The organism is Pseudomonas glycinae (assembly GCF_001594225.2).
GTDB lineage: Bacteria > Pseudomonadota > Gammaproteobacteria > Pseudomonadales > Pseudomonadaceae > Aquipseudomonas > Aquipseudomonas glycinae.
Genome location: NZ_CP014205.2, coordinates 5,423,326 through 5,445,714 on the forward strand (window position 1 = coordinate 5,423,326; position 22,389 = coordinate 5,445,714).

At 60.3% G+C, this 22,389-nt stretch carries 26 protein-coding genes; 18 read left to right on the forward strand and 8 right to left on the reverse strand.

Translation table 11 applies throughout. The features are described from left to right. Positions 1 to 16: 16 nt before the first annotated feature. A complete protein-coding gene (locus AWU82_RS24790; protein ID WP_064382760.1) occupies positions 17 to 904 on the reverse strand; it encodes a LysR family transcriptional regulator in 888 nt (295 codons plus the stop codon). 137 nt (positions 905 to 1,041) lie between these two features. Here AWU82_RS24790 and lysM point away from each other — a divergent pair, with 137 nt between their 5' ends. Continuing rightward, positions 1,042 to 1,482, forward strand: coding sequence for a peptidoglycan-binding protein LysM (gene lysM, locus AWU82_RS24795; RefSeq protein WP_039764611.1), 441 nt, complete (start codon positions 1,042 to 1,044; stop codon positions 1,480 to 1,482). A gap of 42 nt (positions 1,483 to 1,524) precedes the next feature. Here the strand turns inward: lysM and yrfG are convergent, their stop codons facing one another. After that, positions 1,525 to 2,187, reverse strand: coding sequence for a GMP/IMP nucleotidase (yrfG, locus tag AWU82_RS24800; RefSeq protein ID WP_064382761.1), 663 nt, complete (start codon positions 2,185 to 2,187; stop codon positions 1,525 to 1,527). Positions 2,188 to 2,275: 88 nt separating this feature from the next. Between yrfG and nudE the strand changes: the two genes are divergently transcribed. Both nudE and cysQ read left to right on the forward strand, forming a co-directional pair. Continuing rightward, positions 2,276 to 2,842 (forward strand): ADP compounds hydrolase NudE, encoded by a 567-nt coding sequence (gene nudE, locus AWU82_RS24805; RefSeq protein WP_064382762.1) that lies wholly within the window; start codon positions 2,276 to 2,278, stop codon positions 2,840 to 2,842. Between the two features lie 5 nt (positions 2,843 to 2,847). Then, positions 2,848 to 3,681, forward strand: a complete 834-nt coding sequence (gene cysQ / locus AWU82_RS24810) for a 3'(2'),5'-bisphosphate nucleotidase CysQ (protein WP_064382763.1) — start codon at positions 2,848 to 2,850, stop codon at positions 3,679 to 3,681. 13 nt (positions 3,682 to 3,694) lie between these two features. Here the strand turns inward: cysQ and AWU82_RS24815 are convergent, their stop codons facing one another. From AWU82_RS24815 to rfbC, 4 genes are all read right to left on the reverse strand, one after another. Next, positions 3,695 to 4,150: a YiiD C-terminal domain-containing protein gene (locus tag AWU82_RS24815; RefSeq protein ID WP_064382764.1), complete on the reverse strand. Its 456-nt coding sequence runs from the start codon at positions 4,148 to 4,150 to the stop codon at positions 3,695 to 3,697. Between the two features lie 40 nt (positions 4,151 to 4,190). Beyond that, positions 4,191 to 5,579, reverse strand: coding sequence for a sigma-54-dependent transcriptional regulator (locus AWU82_RS24820; protein WP_064382765.1), 1,389 nt, complete (start codon positions 5,577 to 5,579; stop codon positions 4,191 to 4,193). Then, a complete protein-coding gene (locus AWU82_RS24825) occupies positions 5,576 to 7,384 on the reverse strand; it encodes a sensor histidine kinase (RefSeq protein WP_064384143.1) in 1,809 nt (602 codons plus the stop codon). Before AWU82_RS24825 ends, AWU82_RS24820 begins: the two co-directional genes overlap by 4 nt. Before the next feature lie 105 nt (positions 7,385 to 7,489). Continuing rightward, a complete protein-coding gene (gene rfbC / locus AWU82_RS24830) occupies positions 7,490 to 8,035 on the reverse strand; it encodes a dTDP-4-dehydrorhamnose 3,5-epimerase (protein WP_064382766.1) in 546 nt (181 codons plus the stop codon). 180 nt (positions 8,036 to 8,215) lie between these two features. Between rfbC and AWU82_RS24835 the strand changes: the two genes are divergently transcribed. From AWU82_RS24835 to AWU82_RS24875, 9 genes are all read left to right on the forward strand, one after another. Further along, entirely contained in the window at positions 8,216 to 11,128 is a 2,913-nt protein-coding gene (locus AWU82_RS24835) for an aminotransferase (protein ID WP_064382767.1), read from the forward strand. 180 nt (positions 11,129 to 11,308) lie between these two features. Next, complete coding sequence (gene aguA / locus AWU82_RS24840) at positions 11,309 to 12,415, forward strand: agmatine deiminase (protein ID WP_064382768.1); 1,107 nt, start codon at positions 11,309 to 11,311, stop codon at positions 12,413 to 12,415. A gap of 246 nt (positions 12,416 to 12,661) precedes the next feature. Continuing rightward, a complete protein-coding gene (locus AWU82_RS24845; protein WP_064382769.1) occupies positions 12,662 to 12,874 on the forward strand; it encodes a hypothetical protein in 213 nt (70 codons plus the stop codon). A 242-nt stretch (positions 12,875 to 13,116) separates the two neighbouring features. Further along, positions 13,117 to 13,785, forward strand: a complete 669-nt coding sequence (locus AWU82_RS24850; RefSeq protein ID WP_064382770.1) for a DsbA family protein — start codon at positions 13,117 to 13,119, stop codon at positions 13,783 to 13,785. 299 nt (positions 13,786 to 14,084) lie between these two features. Continuing rightward, entirely contained in the window at positions 14,085 to 15,371 is a 1,287-nt protein-coding gene (locus AWU82_RS24855; protein WP_064382771.1) for an OprD family porin, read from the forward strand. 232 nt (positions 15,372 to 15,603) lie between these two features. Next, a complete protein-coding gene (locus tag AWU82_RS24860; RefSeq protein WP_011331995.1) occupies positions 15,604 to 16,350 on the forward strand; it encodes a 2OG-Fe dioxygenase family protein in 747 nt (248 codons plus the stop codon). Positions 16,351 to 16,429: 79 nt separating this feature from the next. Beyond that, on the forward strand, positions 16,430 to 16,807 hold the full coding sequence (locus AWU82_RS24865) for a GNAT family N-acetyltransferase (RefSeq protein WP_007952618.1): 378 nt from the start codon (positions 16,430 to 16,432) through the stop codon (positions 16,805 to 16,807). Then, positions 16,804 to 17,520: an AzlC family ABC transporter permease gene (locus tag AWU82_RS24870; RefSeq protein WP_064382772.1), complete on the forward strand. Its 717-nt coding sequence runs from the start codon at positions 16,804 to 16,806 to the stop codon at positions 17,518 to 17,520. Before AWU82_RS24865 ends, AWU82_RS24870 begins: the two co-directional genes overlap by 4 nt. Beyond that, positions 17,499 to 17,816, forward strand: a complete 318-nt coding sequence (locus tag AWU82_RS24875; protein WP_007952614.1) for a branched-chain amino acid transport AzlD family protein — start codon at positions 17,499 to 17,501, stop codon at positions 17,814 to 17,816. The genes AWU82_RS24870 and AWU82_RS24875 overlap by 22 nt, the downstream gene beginning before the upstream one ends. Here the strand turns inward: AWU82_RS24875 and AWU82_RS24880 are convergent. After that, complete coding sequence (locus AWU82_RS24880) at positions 17,733 to 18,659, reverse strand: LysR family transcriptional regulator (protein ID WP_011331998.1); 927 nt, start codon at positions 18,657 to 18,659, stop codon at positions 17,733 to 17,735. The genes AWU82_RS24875 and AWU82_RS24880 overlap by 84 nt on opposite strands. Positions 18,660 to 19,028: 369 nt before the next feature. On the opposite strand from AWU82_RS24880, the gene AWU82_RS24885 reads away from it, so the two are divergent. From AWU82_RS24885 to AWU82_RS24900, 4 genes are all read left to right on the forward strand, one after another. Then, entirely contained in the window at positions 19,029 to 19,184 is a 156-nt protein-coding gene (locus AWU82_RS24885) for a hypothetical protein (RefSeq protein WP_170928946.1), read from the forward strand. A 168-nt stretch (positions 19,185 to 19,352) separates the two neighbouring features. Further along, entirely contained in the window at positions 19,353 to 19,571 is a 219-nt protein-coding gene (locus AWU82_RS24890) for a tautomerase family protein (protein WP_007952610.1), read from the forward strand. After that, the gene (locus AWU82_RS24895; RefSeq protein ID WP_064382773.1) at positions 19,568 to 20,212 is read left to right on the forward strand and encodes a DsbA family oxidoreductase; all 645 of its coding nucleotides are present in this window, start codon (positions 19,568 to 19,570) and stop codon (positions 20,210 to 20,212) included. The genes AWU82_RS24890 and AWU82_RS24895 overlap by 4 nt, the downstream gene beginning before the upstream one ends. Positions 20,213 to 20,245: 33 nt before the next feature. After that, a complete protein-coding gene (locus AWU82_RS24900; protein ID WP_064382774.1) occupies positions 20,246 to 20,956 on the forward strand; it encodes an SDR family NAD(P)-dependent oxidoreductase in 711 nt (236 codons plus the stop codon). A 58-nt stretch (positions 20,957 to 21,014) separates the two neighbouring features. On the opposite strand, the gene AWU82_RS24905 is transcribed toward AWU82_RS24900, so the two are convergent. Beyond that, positions 21,015 to 21,281, reverse strand: a complete 267-nt coding sequence (locus tag AWU82_RS24905; protein ID WP_064382775.1) for a DUF3077 domain-containing protein — start codon at positions 21,279 to 21,281, stop codon at positions 21,015 to 21,017. A gap of 457 nt (positions 21,282 to 21,738) precedes the next feature. Between AWU82_RS24905 and AWU82_RS24910 the strand changes: the two genes are divergently transcribed. Then, a complete protein-coding gene (locus tag AWU82_RS24910) occupies positions 21,739 to 21,921 on the forward strand; it encodes a type II toxin-antitoxin system HicA family toxin (protein ID WP_064384144.1) in 183 nt (60 codons plus the stop codon). Positions 21,922 to 21,952: 31 nt separating this feature from the next. Next, positions 21,953 to 22,378 (forward strand): type II toxin-antitoxin system HicB family antitoxin, encoded by a 426-nt coding sequence (locus AWU82_RS24915; RefSeq protein ID WP_064382776.1) that lies wholly within the window; start codon positions 21,953 to 21,955, stop codon positions 22,376 to 22,378. Positions 22,379 to 22,389: the final 11 nt, after the last annotated feature.

A 22,389-nucleotide genomic window follows, 5' to 3' on the forward strand; every position in this document is an offset into this window, starting at 1 on the left:
CGATAGATGCCGTCGATCAAGCGTCCGTGGGTGATTTTTGATAGAGCGCGAAACAGGCCTCGGCGAGTGCCGAGCGCGGGGCTCCTCGACGCATGATCAGGCCCAGGCGGGCGAGGGTCTGGGCGTTTTCGATGGGTTGCAGGCGCAGGTTATCCGTGAGGTTTTCCAGACCGCCGTCCAATGGCATCACCGCGCAGCACAGCCCGCCGTGCACAGCTTGCAACAATTGGTGAACGGCGTCGGTTTGCAGCAACGGTTGTGGCGTCAGGCCACGGCTGTGGAAGTTATGGTCGATGGATTGGCGAAAATGCATGCCGCTGGTGAGCATGCCCAAGGGCAGCTCAATCAGGGATTCCCAGCTCAGTGGCGCTTCGCCAAAGCTGAAGAACCGCTGGTCGTAGAGCAGGCCCATCTGCGTTTCACTGAAGGCCAGGGATTCAAACCGCTCGCCGTCGAGGCGATCCAGGTAAGACACGCCAATGTCGATGCGGTTGTTCGCCAGTTGCTCCAGAACCTGTTCCGAGCTCAGCGAAGACAGTTCGAAGCGCAGGTTCGGATGTTGTGCGTGCAGGCGTTGCATCAACGGCAGTGCATCGAAACTCGACAACGGCACCACGCCCAGGCGCAGGGTGCCGATCAGATTGCCGCGACAGGCCGCCGCTTCCGCCTGCAAACCGTCGTAGGCCGCCAGCACCGTGCGCGCCCAGGCCAGTACCCGTTCGCCTGGCGCGGTGAACCCTTCGAAGCGCTGGCCACGGTTGACCAGTGGCAGGTCGAGTTCTTCTTCGAGGCTGCGCAGGCGCATCGACAGGGTCGGCTGGGTGATGTGGCAGCGGGCGGCGGCCTGGCCGAAGTGGCGGGTTTCGTCGAGGGCGATGAGGAATTTCAGCTGCTTGATGTCCATCTTCGCTCCGGGGCGCTGGCAAGGGTGGGCGATTCTACCGCTTGCGCGGGGGCAGGGTCATTGGTCGGGCCGCAACCGGGTTTGTCCGGCGTGGTCTAGGCTTGGGCGTCTGGAACTTTAATCAAGGAGTGTGCGCTATGAGTCTTTTGAGCTTTGTGAAAGAGGCCGGTGAGAAGTTGCTCGACCTGTTGACCCCCGGCAACGCCAATGCCAGCGAGCAATTGAAGGAACATATCAGCAAGGTCGGGTTGGGTAACCCGAATGTCCAGGCGACCGTGGACGGGGACAAGGTGACCGTTACCGGTGAAGTGGCGAGCCAGGAAGAGAAAGAGAAGATTCTGCTGGCGGTGGGCAACATTGCCGGTGTCGGCAGCGTCGACGACCAGATCACCGTGACCGGGCCGGTTGTGGCGGCGGCGCGTTTTGTGGTCGTGAAGAAGGGCGACACCCTCAGCGCGATTTCCCTGGCGGTGTATGGCAACGCCAACCAGTACAACAAGATCTTCGAGGCCAACAAGCCATTGCTGTCACACCCGGACAAGATTTATCCGGGGCAGACGCTGCGTATTCCCGAGTAACAACACGCCTGCGGGAGCAGCCTTTGGCGGCTCCCGCAGTCTTCAGAGTCCTGCTATCAAATCGCGATAATCCTCGACCGCTGCAAACTCCCCGGTGTCCTTCGGCCCTTTGCGGCTGTCCGGCTCCTTGACGGCCAACAGATGCGCCACGCCGAAATTCCGTGCACTGCGCAGGATCGGCAAGGTGTCGTCGATGAACAGGCTGCGTGCCGGGTCAAAACCGATATCGGCCTGCAAGGCGTCCCAGAATTGCGGGTTCTCCTTGGGATAACCGTAATCGTGGGAACTGATCAGTCGCTCGAAGTACGGCGCCAGTTCGATGCGTTCGAGTTTCAGCGACAGGGAATCGCGGTGGGCGTTGGTGATCATCACCACCCGTTTGCCGGCGCGTTTGATCGCCCCCAGAAAAGTGTCGGCGTCCGGGCGCAGGGCGATCAGGTGGGCGGTCTCCAGTTTCAACTCACGCACCGACAGCTTCAGTTCCGCGCTCCAGAAGTCCAGGCAGTACCACTGCAACTGACCGGCATGGCGCTCAAACAACGGCTGCAGTTCCATTTCCGCCATGGCCCGGCTCACACCATGCAGTTCGGCGTAGCGCTGCGGCAGGTGTTCCAGCCAGAAGTGGTTGTCAAAGTGCAGGTCGAGCAACGTGCCGTCCATGTCCAGCAGAACGGTATCGATGTCGGACCACGGTAATGAAGGCATGGCAACGTCTCGAACGGTAGAAAGATATCCGACGCAAACAATCGGAAAAGCCGCGTTATAGTAGCGCGTTCACGCCAAGGAGCTTTGCATGCGCCAGAAACCCACCGTACTTGCCCGCGAGATCGTCGCCACCAGCCGGCTGTTCTGCGTCGAAGAGCTGAAGCTGCGTTTCTCCAACGGCGTGGAACGTACCTACGAGCGACTGGTCGGCAAGGGCGCCGGCTATGGCGCGGTGATGATAGTAGCGATGCTCGATGCCGAGCACGCGGTGCTGGTCGAGGAATACTGCGGTGGCACCGACGAATATGAACTGTCGCTGCCCAAAGGCCTGATCGAACCCGGCGAAGACGTGCTGGCTGCCGCCGAACGCGAGCTCAAGGAAGAAGCCGGTTATGGCGCGCGACAACTGGAGCATCTGACCGAGCTGTCGTTGTCCCCCGGTTACATGAGCCAGAAGATTCAGGTGGTGCTGGCCACCGATTTGTACGAAGAACGCCTCGAAGGCGATGAGCCCGAGCCGATGCGTGTGGACAAGGTCAACCTGCGGGAGCTGTCGGCGCTGGCGCAGAATCCGAACTTCAGTGAGGGACGCGCCCTGGCGGCGTTGTACCTGACCCGCGACCTGCTGACCCAGCGCGGATTTTTCCAGTCATGAGTGAGATGCCGATGAATTTTCCCCATCCGTTGATGGCGCCGGTGGTTGAGCTGGCATTGCGGGCCGGTGAGGCGATCCTGCCGTTCTGGCGTGCCGATGTGGCCGTCACCGCCAAGTCCGATGATTCGCCGGTGACGGCGGCGGACATGGCCGCGCATCACGTGATCGTGGCCGGCCTGACAGCGCTGGATCCGAGCATTCCGGTGCTGTCCGAAGAGGACGCCAATATCCCGCAAAGCGTGCGCGCCGGCTGGCAGCGCTGGTGGCTGGTGGACCCGCTGGATGGCACCAAGGAGTTCATCAGCGGCAGCGAAGAATTCACCGTCAATATCGCGTTGATCGAGAATGGCCGGGTGGTGTTCGGTGTGGTGTCGATGCCGACCAACGGACGGTTCTACGTTGGCGGCGCGGGACTCGGTGCCTGGCGCGGCGACACGGGCGGCTCGCCGGTAGCGATTCAGGTGCGTGATGTGCCGGGGCCGGGCGAAGCGTTCACCGTGGTTGCCAGCCGCCGTCATTCGAGCCCGGAGCAGGAACGCTTGCTGGCCGGATTGAGTGCCAGCCTTGGCGAGTTGCAGCTGGCCAACATCGGCAGTTCGCTGAAGTTCTGCCTGCTGGCCGAAGGTGCTGCCGACTGTTACCCGCGTCTGGCGCCGACTTCGCAGTGGGACACCGCAGCTGCGCAGGGCGTTCTGGAAGGGGCGGGCGGTGAAGTGCTCGACCTGAGTGGCGCAGCGTTCTGTTATCCAGCTCGGGAATCTTTGTTGAACAGTTTCTTCCTGGCGTTGCCGGCGAAAGCAGCATGGCGGGCAAAGCTGCTCGAACTTGCCCGCTCGTAAGCGTGTTCAGTCTTCAGCGGTGCAGGACGTACTGCCCGCTGAAGGTCACTGCATCCTCATTGCTCCCGGCATTGACGACCCGCGTGTGCAGCGTCAGTCGCGCCCGCCCGTAGCGCTGATACATTGTCAGAAATTTCTTCCACTGCGTTGCGCTCGGTGACGGGCAGATCGCAATGGCATCACCGGTCACCGGCAGTGGATAGCTGATCTGCCCTTCCTGAATCACGATGTGACCGTCTTCGATACCTTCCTCTTTCAAGCGCAGGTGCAGCCAGCCCCAACCGGCCAGCACCGCGCCGCAATACAGGCTGCCGCCGAACATGGTGCTCTTGTGGTTGACGTTGGCGTCCAGCGGCAAGTGCAGACGCAATTGCTGCTCGTGCCAGTCGAGCACCTTGAGGCCCATGTCCCGGGTCAGCGGGATGTCGTGGTGAAGGACGGATTCCAGATAACGACTGTCGTGCTTCATGCCCGAACCTCTTGCGGCAGAAAGGTGTATTGAGTGAAGTTCATTCGGATTCGTCCGAATGGCCGCCGCTGCCGGCGAAATTCAGCCCGTGCTTGCGCAATTTGTCGTGCAGGGTCTTGCGCGGAATGCCCAGGGCTTCGGCGAGACTGCGCACGGAACTGTGAGAGCGGGCCAGTTCGGCGGCGATCAGGGATTTCTCGAAGTTTTCCACTTGTTCGCTGAGCCCTCCTGCAGTGATCTCGACGGTGGTGCCGGGGCTGCCATCGGGCTGTGTGTTGTCCAGCGCGAGCTCCAGACCGAGAGCAAAACGCTCCGCCGCGTTTTGCAATTCCCGCACATTGCCCGGCCATGAATGGCGCAACAGCAACGCCCGTTGTGCCGGTTGCAGTTCGTGAGGTGGCAGTCCGTGGCGGGCGCTGGCCTCGTCGGCGTAATGCTGGAACAACATCAACGCGTCTTCGCCTCGTTCGCGCAGTGGCGGAATGCGCAGCGGCGCCACGTTCAGGCGGTAATACAGGTCGGCGCGGAAGCGCCCCTGGTCCGCAGCCTGGCGCAAGTCTTCCTTGGTGGCGGCGATGACGCGGATGTCCAGCGGGATCAACTGGTTGCCGCCCAGACGCTCGACCACTCGCTCCTGCAACATGCGCAGCAGTTTGACCTGCACGTCCATGCTCATGCTCTCGATTTCGTCGAGGAACAGCGTGCCGCCATTGGCGAATTCGAACTTGCCGATCCGGCGCTTTTGCGCGCCGGTGAAGGCGCCGGGCTCATGGCCGAACAATTCGCTTTCGACCACCGATTCGGCCAGCGCGCCGGCGTTGATCGCCACGAACGGGCCGTTACGCCGACTCGACAGATCATGCAGGGCGCGGGCGACGACTTCCTTGCCGGCACCGGTTTCGCCGAGGATCAAGACATCGGCCTTGGTCGCCGCCAGTGCGCCGATCTGCTCGCGCAGGCGCAACATCGGCGCGGATTGACCGACCAGCCGCGCGCTCAACTCGTTGCGATCGCTCAGGGCCATGCGCAGGCTGCGGTTGTCCAGTACCAGACGCCGCAGGGCCAGGGCGCGGCGCACGCTGTCGAGCAGGGCGTCGCTGGCGAAGGGTTTTTCCAGAAAATCATAGGCACCGGCCCGCATGGCCTGCACGGCCAGTGGCACGTCGCCGTGGCCGGTGATCAGCAGCACCGGCAGTTCCGGATCCTGAGCGTGCAGCTCGCTCAGCAGTTCCAGGCCATCCATGCCGGGCATGCGGATGTCGCTGACCACGACGCCCGGCCAGTCTCGCTCCAGTTGCGCGGCCAGGCCCTTGGCTTCGGACAGCGGAAGAATTTTCAGGCCGGCCAGATCCAGGGTCTGGCCGAGGGCCTGACGCAGGTGCGGATCGTCGTCGATCAGCACCACCTGGATGCGGTTGTCGATGGTCATGCGCTTCGATCCTCGGACGGTTGCAGGCTGACCCCGGGCGCGCCGGCGCGCAGCCGCAGGGTGATCAAGGCGCCACCTTGCTTGTGGTTGGCGAACGACAGTTCACCACCGAAGGCGCGCATCAGGGTTTCGCAAATGGCCAACCCCAGACCCAGGCCCTGAGTGCGGGTCTTGGTCGTGTAAAACGGTTCGCTGGCACGGCCCAGTGCTTCCATGCAGAAGCCCGGGCCATTGTCGCGAATGTACAGGTTGACGCCTTCGTCGGTGGATTCGGCACTCAGCCACAATTTGCGCGGCGGGCCTTTTTCGGTCAGGGCGTCGAGGGCGTTGGCCAGCAGGTTGCCCAGTACTTGGCGCAGACGGGTTTCCCCGGCCTCGACCCACAGAGTGGCGGCCGGCAGGTCGCGGATCAGTTCGACGTCCATGCTGCGGCGACGTTTGGCCAGCAACGCCAGGGCGTCGTCCAGCGCCGGTTGCAGGGCGACGCTTTCCGGGGCGTGGCGATCTCTGCGGGCGAAGGCGCGCAGGTGAGCGATGATCGAGGCCATGCGCCCGGTCAGCTCGCTGATCAGCTTGAGGTTACCTCGGGCATCTTCGGTGCGCTCGTGGTCGAGCAGCACTTCGGCGTTCTCGGCATAGCTGCGGATCGCCGCCAGCGGCTGGTTGAGTTCGTGGCTGATGCTCGCCGACATCGTGCCCAACGCCGACAGTTTGCCGGCCTGCACCAGATCGTCCTGGGCCCGCACCAGTTCCTGCTGGGCCTGTTCGCGCTCGAGTACCTCTTGCTTCAGGCGCCGGTTAAGCCCTTCCAGATCGCTGGTGCGCTCGGCAACCCGGCCTTCGAGTTCCCGTCGGGCCTTGGCTTCGAAGGCGATCCGTTCCAGGTAATGACGACGACGCTGCATCATCAGGCCCAGCAACAGCATCACCACCAGCAAGGTCGCGCCGCCGATTGCCACCACTGTGCGCACCGGTCGGTCGATCAACGTGCGCGGGGCGAGGATGCTGACGCTCCAGCCGGTTTCCGCGATCTCCTGTGTCTGCGGCAGCCACGCGGTCGGGCTCAGGTTCAGGGGGCGTGGCTCGCGGGTCGGGTAGGGCTGGATCGCGGTGATCGCCGCGCGTTCGGCATCACTGAGGGTGCGGGTTGCGCGGAAACGCCATTCCGGGCGCGAGGTGAGGATGACTACACCATTGTGGTCGGTCACCAGCAGTTGTTCCGGGGTTTTTCCCCACAGGCTTTCGGTATGGTCGAGGTCAACCTTGATCACCAGCACGCCGATGATTTTTTCGCCGTTACGCACCGCCGCCGCAAAGAAATAACCGCGCTTGGCCGAAGTGGTACCGAGACCGAAGAAGCGTCCAAGGCGTCCGGCCATGGCCTCGCTGAAATACGGACGGAAAGCGAAATTGCGTCCGACGAAGCTGTCGTGTTTGTCCCAGTTCGACGCCGCCAGGGTCTGACCGTTGGTGTCCATCAGGTACATGACTTCGGCGCCGGTCTGCGCGGCGATGTTTTTCAACAGGCGGTTGGCGTTGCCCTGGGTCACGCCGTCGTCCGGCGCCCCGAGCACCGCGCGCAGGGCCGGCAGGTCACCGAGGATTTGCGGCAGCACTTCATAGCGATGCAGCGTGCCCAGCAGGTTGGCGACGTAGAGGTCGAGGGTCTGACGGTTCTGGCCGGCCAGTTCGCTGCGGTAATAGCGCTCGGCCAAATGTTCCAGAGGCCACAGCAGCGGTGCCAGGCACAGAGCCAGCAGGGCGAGACTGCGCCAGCGGGGGCGGCGGGGGAGGGTCGGAGTCATGAGCATCGAGCGCCTGTGAGTACAGGCGCATTATGCCTAGGCTTGCCGGCGCAGTCTGCGCACCCGTGGCCGGGTCTGCAGCGGCGCTGAAGATCACACAGGACTTCAGGAAAAGACGTCGGCGTCCTTGAGGAATGCGGCTGCCTGATCCTTGGCCGACAGTTTTGGCGCTTCGTCCAGCTGCCAGTCGATGCCCAGATCCGGGTCGTCCCAACGAATGCTGCGCTCGGAAGACGGGTTGTAGTAGTCGGTGGTCTTGTAGAGGAATTCGGCGAACTCGCTCAGCACTACGAAACCGTGGGCGAAACCTTCCGGAACCCATAGTTGGCGATGGTTGTCGGCGGACAGACGCACGGCCACCCACTTGCCGAAATGCGGCGAGCTGCGACGGATATCCACGGCGACATCGAGGACTTCGCCGACGGTGACGCGGACCAGTTTGCCCTGGGTGTTTTCCAGTTGGTAATGCAGCCCGCGCAGAACGCCTTTCTGCGAGCGCGAATGGTTGTCCTGCACAAACTGCGTTTCGAGGCCGGTCGCGTCCTGAAAGGCCTTCGCATTGAAGCTTTCGTAAAAGAACCCGCGTTCGTCACCAAATACCTTGGGTTCGATGATCAAGACACCAGGCAGGTCGGTGTTGATTACATTCATGTAGATTTTCCAGTGGCAGGTGTGAATGGCCGACATTCTTGCGCAAAGCGTCGACAGGTGCGAGGGGGCGCTTGCAAATCCGCCGGTCTCGCAGCGTGTCGGGGATGGATGGTCGGGGGGTTGCTTATCGCCCGAAGCAATGGCGATATAGGCGCCTAATAAAATTTCAGGGGTCGTTCCATGTCGTTCGCCACGTTGATTCATCGCGCCAGTTTGCCCAGCCCGCAGGTTTCGGTGGAGCAGGCCCGGCATCTGCTGGCGCAGCATTACGGCTTGAACGGCACGTTGCAGGCCCTGGGCAGCCAGCAGGACCTCAATTACCGGATCGACAGCGAGCGTGGTCGGTTCGTGTTGAAGATCTGCCGGGGCGACTATGCGCTGGTTGAGCTGCAAGCCCAGCATGCGGGCCTGAAATACCTGGCCGAGAAGGGTGCCGTTAAGGTTCCTCGAGTGATGGCGGCCACTAACGGCGCAGACCTGCTGACCCTGGACGTCGGTGGAGAATCGGTGCATGTGCGACTACTCGATTACATCGACGGACAACCCCTGACGGCCCTCGATCACCTTGGCCACGAAGTCGTCGCCGGTTTTGGCCGGCTCTGCGGCGAGATGGATCTGGCCCTCGTCGGTTTCGACCATCCGGGGCTCGAGCGCACGTTGCAATGGGACGCGCGCCACGCCAGCGCACTGATCGAGCACCTGCTGCCGGTGATCGAAGACGAACGCCAGCGCACGCTGATCGCCGAGGTTGCCGAGCAGGCCAGACTTCGTTTGCAGCCGCTGGTGGAAAAGCTGCCGGTGCAGGCGATCCACATGGACATCACCGACGACAACGTGGTCTGGCAGCGTGACGCCCGGCGGCACTGGCAGTTGCAGGGCGTCATCGATTTCGGCGATCTGGTGCGCACCTGGCGCATCACCGATCTGTCGGTCACCTGTGCCGCGCTGCTGCATCACGCCGCCGGCGATCCGTTCGTGATCCTGCCGGCCGTGCAGGCCTATCACGCGGTCAATCCGCTGCAACACGAAGAATTGCTGGCGCTGTGGCCGCTGATCGTGGCGCGCGCGGCGGTGCTGGTGCTCAGTGGCGAGCAACAGGTCAGCATCGATCCGGGCAATACCTACAGCCGCGACAACCTGACCCACGAATGGGAGATTTTCCGGGTCGCCACCTCGGTGCCGCTGGCATTGATGGAGGCGGCGATTCTCACGGCGGTCGGCCAGACATTGCCGGACATCGACAGTGAAGGCTTTGCGCCGTTGTTGCCCGGCCTGGTCGGGCGCGAATTCGCGTTGATCGATCTGGGGGTGTTGAGCGCACACTTCGAGGCGGGCAACTGGGAGCAGCCAGGCATCGATCAGCGCCTGTTGAGCGAGGCTGCTGCCATCCACGGTCTGGCGGCCAGTCGATACGGGCAATACCGGTTGTCGCGCACCCGGCCTGACAGCGCCGATGAGCCAGAGACGTTCCCGCTGCACGTCGAATTGCATGTGCCGAAAGGTTCGGCGGTGGAAGCGCCGTTTGCTGGCGTACTGCACCTGTCGGCTGACGGCGCGCTGCGACTCGACGGCCCGCAACTGAGCCTGCGCTTGCTGGGCGTGAAAGCTTCGTTGCACGGCGGCGCAGCGCTGGTCAAAGGCCAGGTGCTGGGTTCGGTGGACGGTCCGTTGATCGTGCAATTGATTCGCGGCGCACAGCTTGAAGCGCCGCTGTTCTGCACGCCGAGCCGTGCGGCGGCGTGGCAGGCGTTGTCCCCCTCGCCGGCCGCACTGCTGGGCCTGGCCTGCGACGCTGAGCCCGAACTGGACGCCGCAACCCTGCTGGCGCGCCGTGACGCCAGTTTCGCCCGCACCCAGAAGCACTATTACGTCGACCCGCCGCGTATCGAGCGCGGTTGGCGCAATCACCTGATTGACATGCAGGGCCGTTCCTACCTCGACATGCTCAATAACGTCGCGGTGCTCGGCCACGGTCACCCGCGCATGGCGGCGGTGGCGAGCCGACAGTGGTCGCTGCTCAATACCAACTCGCGGTTCAACTATGCGGCGGTCGCCGAGTTTTCCGAACGCTTGCTGAAACTGGCGCCGGAGGGCATGGATCGGGTGTTCCTGGTCAACAGCGGCAGCGAGGCCAATGACCTGGCGATTCGCCTGGCATGGGCCGCCAGCGGTGGGCGCGACATGATCAGCGTGCTGGAGGCCTATCACGGCTGGACGGTCGGCGCGGACGCGGTCTCGACCTCGATTGCCGATAACCCGAAAGCCCTGAGCAGTCGCCCGGACTGGGTCCACGCGGTGACCGCTCCCAACACCTATCGCGGCGAATTTCGCGGCGCGGATTCGGCACCGGATTACGTGCGCAGCGTCGAGCAACATCTGGCGAAGCTCGATGAGCAGAAACGCCAGCTGGCCGGGTTTATCTGCGAGCCGGTCTACGGCAATGCGGGCGGGATCTCACTGCCGCCGGGTTACCTGAAAAAAGTCTATGAAATGGTGCGTGCCCGTGGCGGCGTTTGCATCGCCGATGAGGTGCAGGTCGGTTACGGGCGCATGGGCCACTTCTTCTGGGGCTTCGAAGAGCAAGGCGTGGTGCCGGACATCATCACCATGGCCAAAGGCATGGGCAACGGCCAGCCGCTGGGCGCGGTGATCACCCGCCGGGAAATCGCCGAAGCGCTGGAAGCCGAGGGCTATTTCTTCTCGTCCGCCGGCGGCAGTCCGGTGAGCTGCCAGATCGGCATGGCGGTGCTCGATGTCATGGAAGAAGAAAAGCTCTGGGAAAACGCCCAGGTGGTCGGCGCCCACTTCAAGGCCCGGCTGGAAGCGCTGATCGATCAATATCCGTTGGTCGGCGCGGTGCACGGTTCCGGGTTCTATCTGGGGGTCGAGCTGATCCGCGATCGGGCAACGCTGGAGCCGGCGACCGAGGAAACCACGCTGTTGTGTGACCGCCTGCGAGAGCTGGGGATTTTCATGCAGCCGACCGGCGATTACCTGAACGTCCTGAAGATCAAACCGCCGATGGTCACCTCGCGTCGGAGCGTGGATTTCTTCGTCGACATGCTGGCGAAGGTGTTGGAAGAAGGGCTTTAAAGCGATCCGCAACCGGGCAAATACCGATTTGTATCGGTATTTGCCCGGTTAAATTGGGATTGTTTTTTCTTTATGGCTTCTAAAGCCGATATTTATCGTTTATAAAGTCGCCATAGTCCGTCGTCCAACCCTGTACGGCGCGTTGAACAACCTCGACGGTTCCCTGGAGTCCTGATCGACATGACCACATTGAAAAGCACACCACGCGCCGATGGCTTCTACATGCCGGCCGAATGGGCACCGCAAACCCAGATCTGGATGATCTGGCCCGAGCGTCCGGACAACTGGCGTCTGGGCGGCAAACCGGCGCAGGCCGCGCACGCCGCTGTGGCCAAGGCCATCGCGCGTTTCGAACCGGTGACCGTGGCGGTCTCCGCCGGCCAATACGAAAACGCCCGTGCTCGTCTCGACGTGCCGAATATCCGCGTGGTCGAAATGTCCAGCGATGACGCCTGGGTTCGCGATAGCGGCCCGACGTTCGTGATCAACAACAGCGGCGAAGTGCGCGGTGTGAATTGGGATTTCAACGCCTGGGGCGGTTTTGATGGCGGCCTGTATTCGCCGTGGAACCGTGATTCCCAGGTCGGCGGCAAGATCCTCGAAATCGAGCGCAGCCCGCGCTACCGCACCGAAGGCTTTGTGCTCGAAGGCGGCTCGATTCACGTCGACGGCGAAGGCACTCTGATCACCACCGAAGAATGCTTGCTCAACCGCAATCGCAACCCGCACCTGGGCCGCGAAGAAATCGAAGCGGTACTCAGCGAAAACCTGTCGGTGGACAAGATCATCTGGCTGCCGGACGGCCTGTTCAACGACGAAACCGACGGCCATGTGGATAACTTCTGCTGCTACGTGCGTCCGGGCGAAGTGCTGCTGGCCTGGACTGACGATCCGCAGGATCCGAACTACCCGCGTTGCCAGGCCGCGATGAAAGTGCTGGAAAGCAGCACTGACGCCAAGGGCCGCCCGTTCACGGTGCACAAGATGCCGATTCCGGGGCCGCTGTTTGCCACCGAAGAAGAATGCGCTGGCGTGGACCCGGTGGACGGCACTCAGGAGCGCAACCCGAGCGTGCGCCTGGCCGGTTCCTACGTGAACTTCCTGATCGTCAACGGTGGCATCATCGCGCCAAGCTTCGACGACCCGATGGACGCCCCGGCGCGAGAGATCCTGCAGAACCTGTTCCCGCAACACGAAGTGGTGATGGTGCCGGGTCGCGAACTGTTACTGGGGGGCGGCAATATTCACTGCCTTACCCAACAGCAACCCGCGCCGCACAAAGAGTGAGTGCGGATGTAACAGCTTGAGTTGATTGAAAAAACGACCGGGCAGTCATTTGTTGCCCTCGTATGAAGAGAAACCCGCAGCCCGTCAGGACTGCGGGTTTCTTTATATCCGCCTGTCGGCAGTTTCCAGACATTGGCATAGCTCTTGTATCGCTCATGACGCACTAGGGAGGGGGGGAGAACTTCAACAGTTCTGTCATAAACCTTGGATAACGTAGCCGCTCATGAACGGGGAGAGAGCGCTGAAATGAACGCCGAAGTGAACGTAATCAGCGAGCGGACGATGCATCCCATGGCTGTAAATAGTGAGTCGCTCCAGATTGTCGCGCACTGGTTGAAGTCCAATGGAACGCGTCAGATCAGGGAACCTGATCCGCGCCGGATGATGATCGAGCGTTACCCCGCTGGCCTGTTCAGCGAGGCCGAACTGGAAGCACTCTGGGATGTGTTGGAAGGATAAGAAGAACAGACAGGGATTGTAAAAAGCGCTGCCCGGATGGCAGCGCTTTTTTATGGGCGCGATATCAGAAGCTGTAGGTGCCAATGCCCACCAGGTTGTCTGCCTGATCTGGAAGTGGCGGCTGCCGGTCCCGATTTGACCGATTGCCGAAACACACTGAAAGCCATTCCGGCGTTTTTTCGCAACGACCGAGGGACTAATGTGCCGACATCATTTCCCCACCTTCCAGCCGGAGCATTTCGATGACCCTTCACTACATTTACGACCCGTTGTGCGGCTGGTGCTATGGCGCCAAACCACTGGTGCAAGCTGCACAGCAAGTGCTGCCGGTGATCGCCCACGCCGGCGGCATGATGACCGGTGCCAACCGCCAGAGCGTTTCGCCGCAACTGCGCAATTACGTAATGCCCCATGATCGCCGCATTGCCGAATACACCGGTCAGCCGTTTGGCGAAGCCTATTTCGAAGGCTTGTTGCGCGACCATACGGCGGTGTTTGATTCGGCACCGCCGATTGCCGCTGTGATGGCAGCGCAAAAAATCGACGGTCGTGGCCTGGGACTGCTAGGGCGTTTGCAGACGGCGCACTACGTCGAAGGGCGTCGAATTGCAGACCAAAGCGTGCTGTTGGAATTTGCCGTGGAGCAGGGCTACGACGCCGATACTTTCTTGAACGCACTGCAATCAGTCGACACTCTGCAACATATAAAGAGCAGCCGCGCCTTATTGGCGAAACTCGGTGGCCAAGGTTTTCCGACCTTTGCGCTGGAGCAGGATGGTCAGTTCACCTTGGTGGATATCGGCCCTTGGCTCGGCAAACCAGAAGCCTTCGCCCAATGGTTGAGCGAGTCGTTTACGTCTGTGCCAGGGACTGAAACCCTGCCGGTCTGTGGACTCGGTAGTTGCGCGTAATCCGGCATCAAAATCCCTGATTGCGGGCAATTCCGCGCACGAACCCGTCGCAAAATTTACTTTTTTTAGACGTTTTTCGCCTATTTAAAGACGATTCTTGAAATTGACACATTGTTGAGGGCGCGGCTACGATTCGGCCCAACGCCTGTGGCTAACCGCCATGACTCAAAATCAGGAGCAGGCCCGCCATGACATTGTCTTGAGCGGGTCTTTTTGTTTCGGGGTGAATAAAAGAGTGCAATAAGCGCCGTTTCAGCCGTTCGACACAGCGCGTTTCAACCCGTAATAAGGAAAACAAAATGTTGAACAAGCGAATCAGTTTGATCGCACTGGGGATGTTGAGTGTCACTTCGGCCATGGCTAACGACCAGGCCGAGTCCAAGGGTTTTGTAGAAGACAGCAGCCTCAAAGTGCTGCTGCGCAATGCCTACATCAATCGTGACTACAAAGATGGCAACCAGGACAAAGCCGAATGGGGCCAAGCGGCCATCGGTACGTTCTCGTCCGGTTTCACTCAAGGCACCGTCGGTGTCGGTGTGGATGCCTTCGGTCTGTACGCGCTGCGTCTGGACGGCGGCAAGGGCCGCAGCGGTGCCGGTGGTATCGACTTCTTCAAACAGGGTGACAGCGGCAACGCGGCTGACGACCTCTCGAAGGGCGGTGCAGCCGTCAAATTCCGTATCTCCAACACTGTACTGACCTACGGCGACCAGATGCCGGCCCTGCCGGTGCTGAGCTACGACAACGTGCGTCTGCTGCCGGAAAGCTACACCGGTACCATGATCACTTCCAAAGAGATCAAAGGTCTGCAACTGGATGCCGGTCGTTTCACCGCCGAATCGCGCAAGAGCGCTGAAGGCCGTGACAGCGGTGGTCTGAAGTCGATCAACGTGTTGGGCGGTAGCTACCAGTTCACCGAACAGTTCAAGGCAGCGCTGTACGCTTCCGACGTCGAAGACGTGCTGAAAAAACAGTACGTGAACGCTAACTACGTGTTCCCGATTGACAAGGACCAGTCCCTGACCCTGGACTTCAACGGTTACCGCACCAAGCTGGACAACTCCTACGTCCGCGAAAACGGTGTGACCGGCGACGACAACAAGATCTGGAGCCTGGCAGCGACCTTCGCCACCGGCCCGCACTCGTTTACCGTGGCGCACCAGCGCTCCACCGGCGACAGCAACCTGGGTTACGCCTACGGCGGTTACCAGAAAGGTCAGGGTCGCGTGGGTGACGGTGGCAACACCATCTACCTGGCCAACTCCTACTGGTCCGACTTCAACGCTGAAGACGAGCGCAGCTGGCAGTTGGGCTACGGCCTGGACTTCAGCGCATTCGGCGTACCGGGTCTGAGCTACAACTTCGCGTACGTGCGTGGCGACAACATCACCACGTCCACCAGCGAAGGCGGAACCGAGCGCGAGATCTTCAACCAGTTCAAGTACGTCGTGCAAAGTGGCCCGGCCAAAGACCTGAGCATCAAGCTGCGTAGCTCGATCCTGCGTGTTTCGCAGAAATCCAGCGACTACAACGTCAGCGGCAACGAACTGCGTGTGTTCGTGGACTACCCGATCAACATCTTCTGATAATCGGTTGACCCGCGAAACGCGTCAGAAAAACCCCGACTGGTTCGGGGTTTTTTTTTGACGTTTTTCGCGAAAACAGCATAAAAACCCGTGTTTTTGTCATTTGAAATGCACTTTCAAGCCGTTTCAAATCGCGTTTCAAACAGGGCTTTAAATGCCTGAAATTCTTTCTCATGGACGCAAATTCTCCACCTAATAGATTAGGCCGCTCAATGCAGCGGAGAATTTGGTAATGATCGTTTTAACCAGAGAAGTGGGCGAATCGCTACGGCGCGACAAGTACGCCAATGTGCAGGGTGCTGACTTCAATCTCTACGGTCATTTCGCCGACTTCGTCAGACTGACCAAAAGTTGGGAAAACATGGAGCCTGACAGTTACTACGGTCAGGCCGAAGCCGGCATGCGTTACCGTCGTTACAGCGACTTTGAATACAACCCCAAGACTCGCGAACTCAAGCAACTGGAACATCGCGCGTACGTACAGTCCAAGGCCAACAACAGCTATGTGGGCGGCGTGGTGCGGCACTTTCAGGACTTCTCGGACGAAGTCATCAGCTCGCCAGTGATGCGCAGCCTGATCGACACCGATTTCGAAGTGTACAAAAGCGTGTTGCCGGAAGAGCTGCACGATGAAATCTGGCAGTGCCAGATCCATCAGATCCGTATCGAGATCAAACCCGGCAAACAACTGGAAATCACTCCGGAAGGGATTCACTGCGACGGTTATCCGTTCAGCGGTGTGCACTTCTGGGGCCGCAACAATGTCGAGGGTGCGGAGAGTCGTTTGTACGACATCCACGAGCAGCAACTGGCGTCGACCACTTACCAGGAAATCCTCGACACCACCTACTTCCTCGACCGCGACATGCGTCACTACGTGACACCGGCACGCAACACTCACTCCCACGCCATGGCGTACCGGCAGATCCTGGCGATTTCCTTCTCGCGGCCCGGGACCGCTTTCGACATTGTTCGCTAATCAGATCACCCCAATCGACGGCGTCGAGTGCTCGACGCCGGTGGTGCTGCGGCGTGCGACGGCCAAGGACGCGCAGCGCATGGAGCGCTTCTTCCGCCAGTTCGACGAGGTGTCGTTCTGTGAATGGCAGGATGCCAAATGCCTGCGCGGCGTGCTGATCCAGAAAACCACCACGGCGTATCTTGCTTTCGATGTTGAAGGCGAGATCGTCGGCGCGGTGCTGGGCGGCATGCTCGGCAGTCGTGGCACGATCAACCATCTGGCGGTCAGCCTGCGTTATCGCAGCCAGGGTGTCGGCCAGCGGCTGGTGGAAGCGGCGTCGGCCGACATGAAACGGGTGGGTGTACTGCGGATGTTCCTGTTCGTCGATGATGCTAACCTCGCGGGCAAGCGTTTCTGGACGGCCCAGGGTTTTTGCGAACCTCACGGCGAGCGGACATTTGAGAGGGATCTATGAATGAAACATCCGGCAGTGCGCCGCTGATGGTCGACCGTCAGCCGTCGCGCACCTTTGCCGAAGCCAGCCCGGTGGTGGCCGGTTACTTCACCGTGTCGTTCGTGTTCGGGCTGATGGCCGTCAACGCCGGGCTGCCGTTGTGGCTGCCGGTGGCGATGTGTCTGTTCGTGTATGCCGGGGCTTCGCAATTTGCGGCGCTGGCGCTGATCAGCAGTGGGGCGTCGCTGACCACCATCGTGCTGACCACGTTTCTGATCAACGCGCGGCACATGCTGATGTCGGTCTACATGGCGAAAGCCCTGCGGGCGCTGGGCCTGAGTCGCATGGAACGCTGGTGTTACGCCGGCGGCCTGACCGATGAATCGTTCGCCTTCCACAGCGTCAAACTGGGCACCGGGGCGCCGGTGAACGTCCGTTATCTGATTGGCTTCAACCTGTTCTGCCACACCTCGTGGGTGATCGGCGGATTGCTGGGCGCCCTGTGCGCGCAGTACGCCTCGCATCTGATCAAATACCAGCTCGACTATGCGCTGACCGCGATGATGCTCTACGTGCTGGTCTCACTGTGCAACACCCGCAATAAACTCATCGCCGCTATGGCCGCAGTGGTCTGCATGGGCGCACTGAGCCTGGTGGGCAACTCGCCATTCAACGTTTTCATCGCCACGTTTGTGGGCTGCGGAGTGGGTGTATGCCTGACCAAACGTTCCTGATTCTGGTGGTCGCGCTGATGATGGCGGTGACCTTTCTGCCACGGGCCCTGCCGTTGCAGGTCAACACCGAGCACTGGCCGCCCTTCGTCGCCCGCGCGCTGGAATACCTGCCGGTGGCGATCGTCGCTGCGATCAGCCTGACACCCTTGTTGATCAAGGATCAGCACATACAGCTCGATCGCCCGGAATTTTATGCCGCGATTCCGACGCTGTTATGTGCGTATTTCAGCAAAAACCTCTTTCTCAGTGTGGCGGTTGGGACGGCTGCGTACATTGCGCTCGGCTCGTTCATGTAGCGGCAGATCGACCACGTCGTTCAACGCCTGGCCGGACAGATCCGGGTTGTTCACCGCCAGGCGCACTTCGAGGAAATCCTCGAACCCGGGGAAAATCGTCAGGCCATTTTTCTGCGCCGCCTCGCGGGAGACCATGCCGACGGCGTCCATCTGCGTGATGAGTGACAGGGTCAGCGTTTCGCTGCAGGAGTAGATCGTCCGCTGACTGTTCTCGTGATTGCCCAGCCCGGCGTCGAGAAAACGCAAAAAGCTGTGGGAATACGGACAATCTTCTGCGGGACGCACCTGAAACTTGTTACCAAGCAACGTCAGCGGATCGTTCTCCTGACCGCAGTGCGCGCCGACCACCTGCACCTGCACTTCCGGCAGGACAATGCTCGGCAGACCCGGACGCTGCGGACCGATCAGCACCGCAAGGTCAAAGTCCTCGTTCTTCAGCTTGCTGAGGTTTTCCATCGACTCGGCGTAGCTGAATTCCATCTGGTAATCGGGAAACACCTCGATCAGGCGCCCGATCAATCGCCGGTTGAAGTCCGGCGCCAGCGTGGTGTTCAACGCCACTTTCAACGTGCGCTGTCCCGGCACCTTCAAGGCTTCGACTTTCTCTTCCATCTGCCGCGTGGCAATCAGCACTCTGTCCATATAAGGCGTCAGCTCTGTGCCTTGCGGCGTCAGCGTCAGCCCCTTGTTGGATCGTCTAAACAAGCGGAAACCGAACTGCTCTTCGACCTTGTTCAGCTGTGCGGCCAAGGCCTGCACAGTCAGGCACGAATGCTCGGCTGCGGCCGACAACGAGCCGGTCTGCACGATGCGCATGAGGTTGCGTAAGGTTCTGCTATCCATGGGTAATGCCCTCTGAAGTGGGCTGGGTATTGTTGTGTACGTGACAGCCTGAACGGCGCCATTTGCCGGCTATATTCCTGTACCTGAGCATAGTTGTCGCGCAATTAGTAGCGAATCGATGTCTCCGCCGATGGCTGGAGGCTGACACAGGATCGGGGTTTTTGGTGACGTGGGGGTGATTGGGGTCAAAAAAAGTGCACGGTTTGGGTGCGTCGGCGGGGATTTTCAAAGGGAAACAACTGACACGAATGGGGGCTTTTGCCCGCAATTTTTTTGGATAGGTCCCAGAGATTACTGCGAATGAGCTGATATCGGCAGCCTGAGAGAGCGTCTCTAATAGGATGCATTGTCTGGAAAAAGGTAAATGCGATGGAGGTTCAACGAAAACCCGAACATGTGCGAAGACCTTCGCAGAAGACCGCCCGCGCCATGAGGGAAGCACTACTCCTTAGCCAGTATTTTGATTCGATTGATGAGCTGCTGAAGGCTCAAGAAGATGCAGAAAAAGCCATTAAATCAAGCTGAGCGAATGCGTTCGTTTGCTCAAATTCTGGTGTAGTTGTTACAGGTAACTCATTACACCACCTCACAAATGAAGTACCCCACCCCTACTTTTTCCCCTCCCGGCACGCGCCTACATTGAGCTCCAACACCTGACCATCATCCCGAGGGCAGGTCACTGGAGTAGTCGTCATGCCATTTGTCAGCGTACGCATCACCCGCGACGGCGTCACCCGTGAGCAGAAAGCTCAGGTGATCGCCGAAATCACTGAAACCCTGGAACGCGTCCTCAACAAACGCCCGGACCTGACCCACATCGTGATCGAAGAAGTCGACACCGATAACTGGGGTTACGCCGGCATCACCACCACCGAATACCGCCGACAGCTGGCGGAGCGGGGCCAGTCATGACCCCGACCGTGACCATCGATTTCGTTTCCGACGTGGTGTGCCCCTGGTGCGCACTCGGGGCGACAGCGCTGGAGCAGGCGATCGGCAATCTGGCCGGCGAGATTTCGGTGGAGCTGACCTACAAGCCCTTCGAACTCAACCCGGACATGCCCGCCGAAGGTGAACCAGCGGTGCAGCACCTGATGCGCAAATACGGCCGTACCGCCGAAGACGTCGCCGCCGGCAAGAAGATGCAGATCGAACGCGGCAAGGCCATCGGTTTCGAGTTCGATCTGGAGAAACGCACGCACTTTCACAACACCTTCGACGCCCATCGCTTGCTGATGTGGGCGGCGCAGGAAGGGCGGCAGATCGCGCTGAAAAAGATCCTGCTGCGCGCTTACTTCCGCGACGGCGCCAACCCCAACGATCACCCGACGCTGATCCGTCTGGCGACCGAAGCCGGGCTGGATGCCGCGAGGGCCCGCAAGGTGCTGGCCAACGATGAATTCGCCAGCGAAGTGCGGCAACTGCAGGCGTTCTACCGGCAGCACGGGATCAACTCGGTGCCCGCGCTGATCCTGAACGGCAAGCACCTGGTGTCCGGTTCGCAATCGGTCGAGTACTACGAACAAATGCTGAAAAAACTGGCTGCGGCCTGATTCAACACTTACTTATTGATTGAGGATTTCATCATGAGCAACTCGAAAAAAACCGTCGTTATCACTGGCGCCTCCCAAGGTCTGGGCGAAGGCATGGTCAAGGCCTTCCGCGAACTGGGCTACAACATCGTCGCCACCTCGCGCTCGATCAAACCGTCGAACGACCCGCAAATCCTGACCATCGCCGGCGACATTGGCGACCCGGCCACCGCTCAACGCGTGATCAGCGAAGGCGTGGCCCGCTTCGGCCGCATCGACACCCTGGTCAACAACGCCGGCATCTTCGTCGCCAAACCGTTCACCGCCTACACCCCGGAAGACTACGCGGCGGTGTTGTCGGTCAACCTCAACGGCTTCTTCTACATCACTCAACTGGCCATCGCCGAGATGGAAAAACAGGGCAAGGGCCACGTGGTCAACATCACCACCAGCCTGACCGACCACGCGGTAGACGGCGTGCCCTCGGTCCTCGCTTCGCTGACCAAGGGCGGCCTCAACGCCGCCACCAAATCCCTGGCCATCGAATACGCCAAACGCGGAATCCGGGTGAACGCGGTATCGCCGGGCATCATCAAAACGCCGATGCACGGCGAGGAAACCCATGAGGCACTGGGCGCGCTGCACCCGGTTGGGCACATGGGCGAGATCGACGACATTGCGCAGGCGGTGGTGTATCTCGATAACGCGAACTTTGTGACTGGCGAGATTCTGCACGTGGATGGCGGGCAGAGCGCCGGGCACTGATTGATGCGTTAACACAAAGCCCTTGCAGCGATGCGAGGGCTTTTTTATGGGCGACTATTTATGGATCTGGACTCAACACTTTGACCGCGTCATCGACCAGCGCCTTGCTCAACTCCTGCAAATATTGCGAGGCGCAGGCGTGGAGTTCCGGGTCGTTGGCGGCAGAAGTATCTGACGTGAGCAGTTTGGAAATGTGCAGCAGATGCGAGGCGTGGGAGAGGGCGGTGGCGACCGGGACGCCGGAGTTGGTGCGGAAGAGTGCGTGGTTGGACTGGAAGGAGAAATGGGTGAGGCCGAGGGTTTTCAGATCGTGGGGATTGGTCATGGCTTCACCTACCGTTTGTTGGGAGGTGGAAAGGGCAGACTTTGGATGGATCGATGCTAATCATTTGTGAAACTCCCTGTATCAAATGAGGGCTGCCAATTCGTTATCAGGCGAATGGGGTGGCAGCTATGCGCAGGCTGATAAACCGGAGATACAGGAACCCGGCAGACCCGAAGGTCTCCCACGCACAGCCGCCATTGCACGGAAATGCAGGCACAAAAAAACGCCGGCAAACGTGGGTTGGGGCGCTGGTGCGCCTGTATCTTACGCGGGTTATCAGGCCCGGTCGCTGAATTGGCAGCGACGGGATTGACGGTAGCGTGGGGGAGGGGGGAGCGCAATCGTGGCCAGGTGGTGGCGGAGGCTAGCGGTGTTCCAGATGTGCGGTGCAACATTTATGTTGCATGCGTAACAAATATGTTGCACATTCGCTCTACCGAAACAGCGAGTGATGCACATGAAGTACAGCGAGTTTCGGCGATGGTTGAAAGCCCAAGGCGTTGAGTTTCAAACCGGCAAGGGCAGCCATTTCAAGGTCTCCTTGAATGGCAGATCAACTGTCTTTCCCGACCACGGAGCCAAGGAGATGGGCGAAGGGTTGAGAAAATCGATAATCAAACAGCTGGGCCTCAAGGATTGAGGCCCAACTGTACCCCATGAGAGGAAACGTGATGTTCGAATATGCGTTGGAAGTCCACGAGGAGCCGAGCAGTGTCTGGTTGTCCTGCGCAGAAATTCCAGAGATGCACGCCGCTGGCGACACCCTCGAAGAAGCGCTCGACGGCGCTATTGATGCTATGGAAACGGCATTGTCGATCTACGTTGATGATCGCCGGTTGATTCCGACAGGTGATGTGGGAGAGCAGGAAAGTGACGCGGTGTTGCGTTTGCCTGCACTGACTGCTGCGAAGGTTGGACTCTGGAATACGCTTTTGGAGTCTGGAGTCAGCAAGGCTGAACTTGCACGTCGGTTGGGGGTGCAACGACCCCAGGTAGATCGGTTAGTCGATTTCTTGCATCACTCCAAGATTGAGAATGTCGAGCGTGCATTGCAGCAGCTTGGGCGCCGGATTTTGCTTTCGGTTGAGGCTGCGTAGGATTGGAGAAA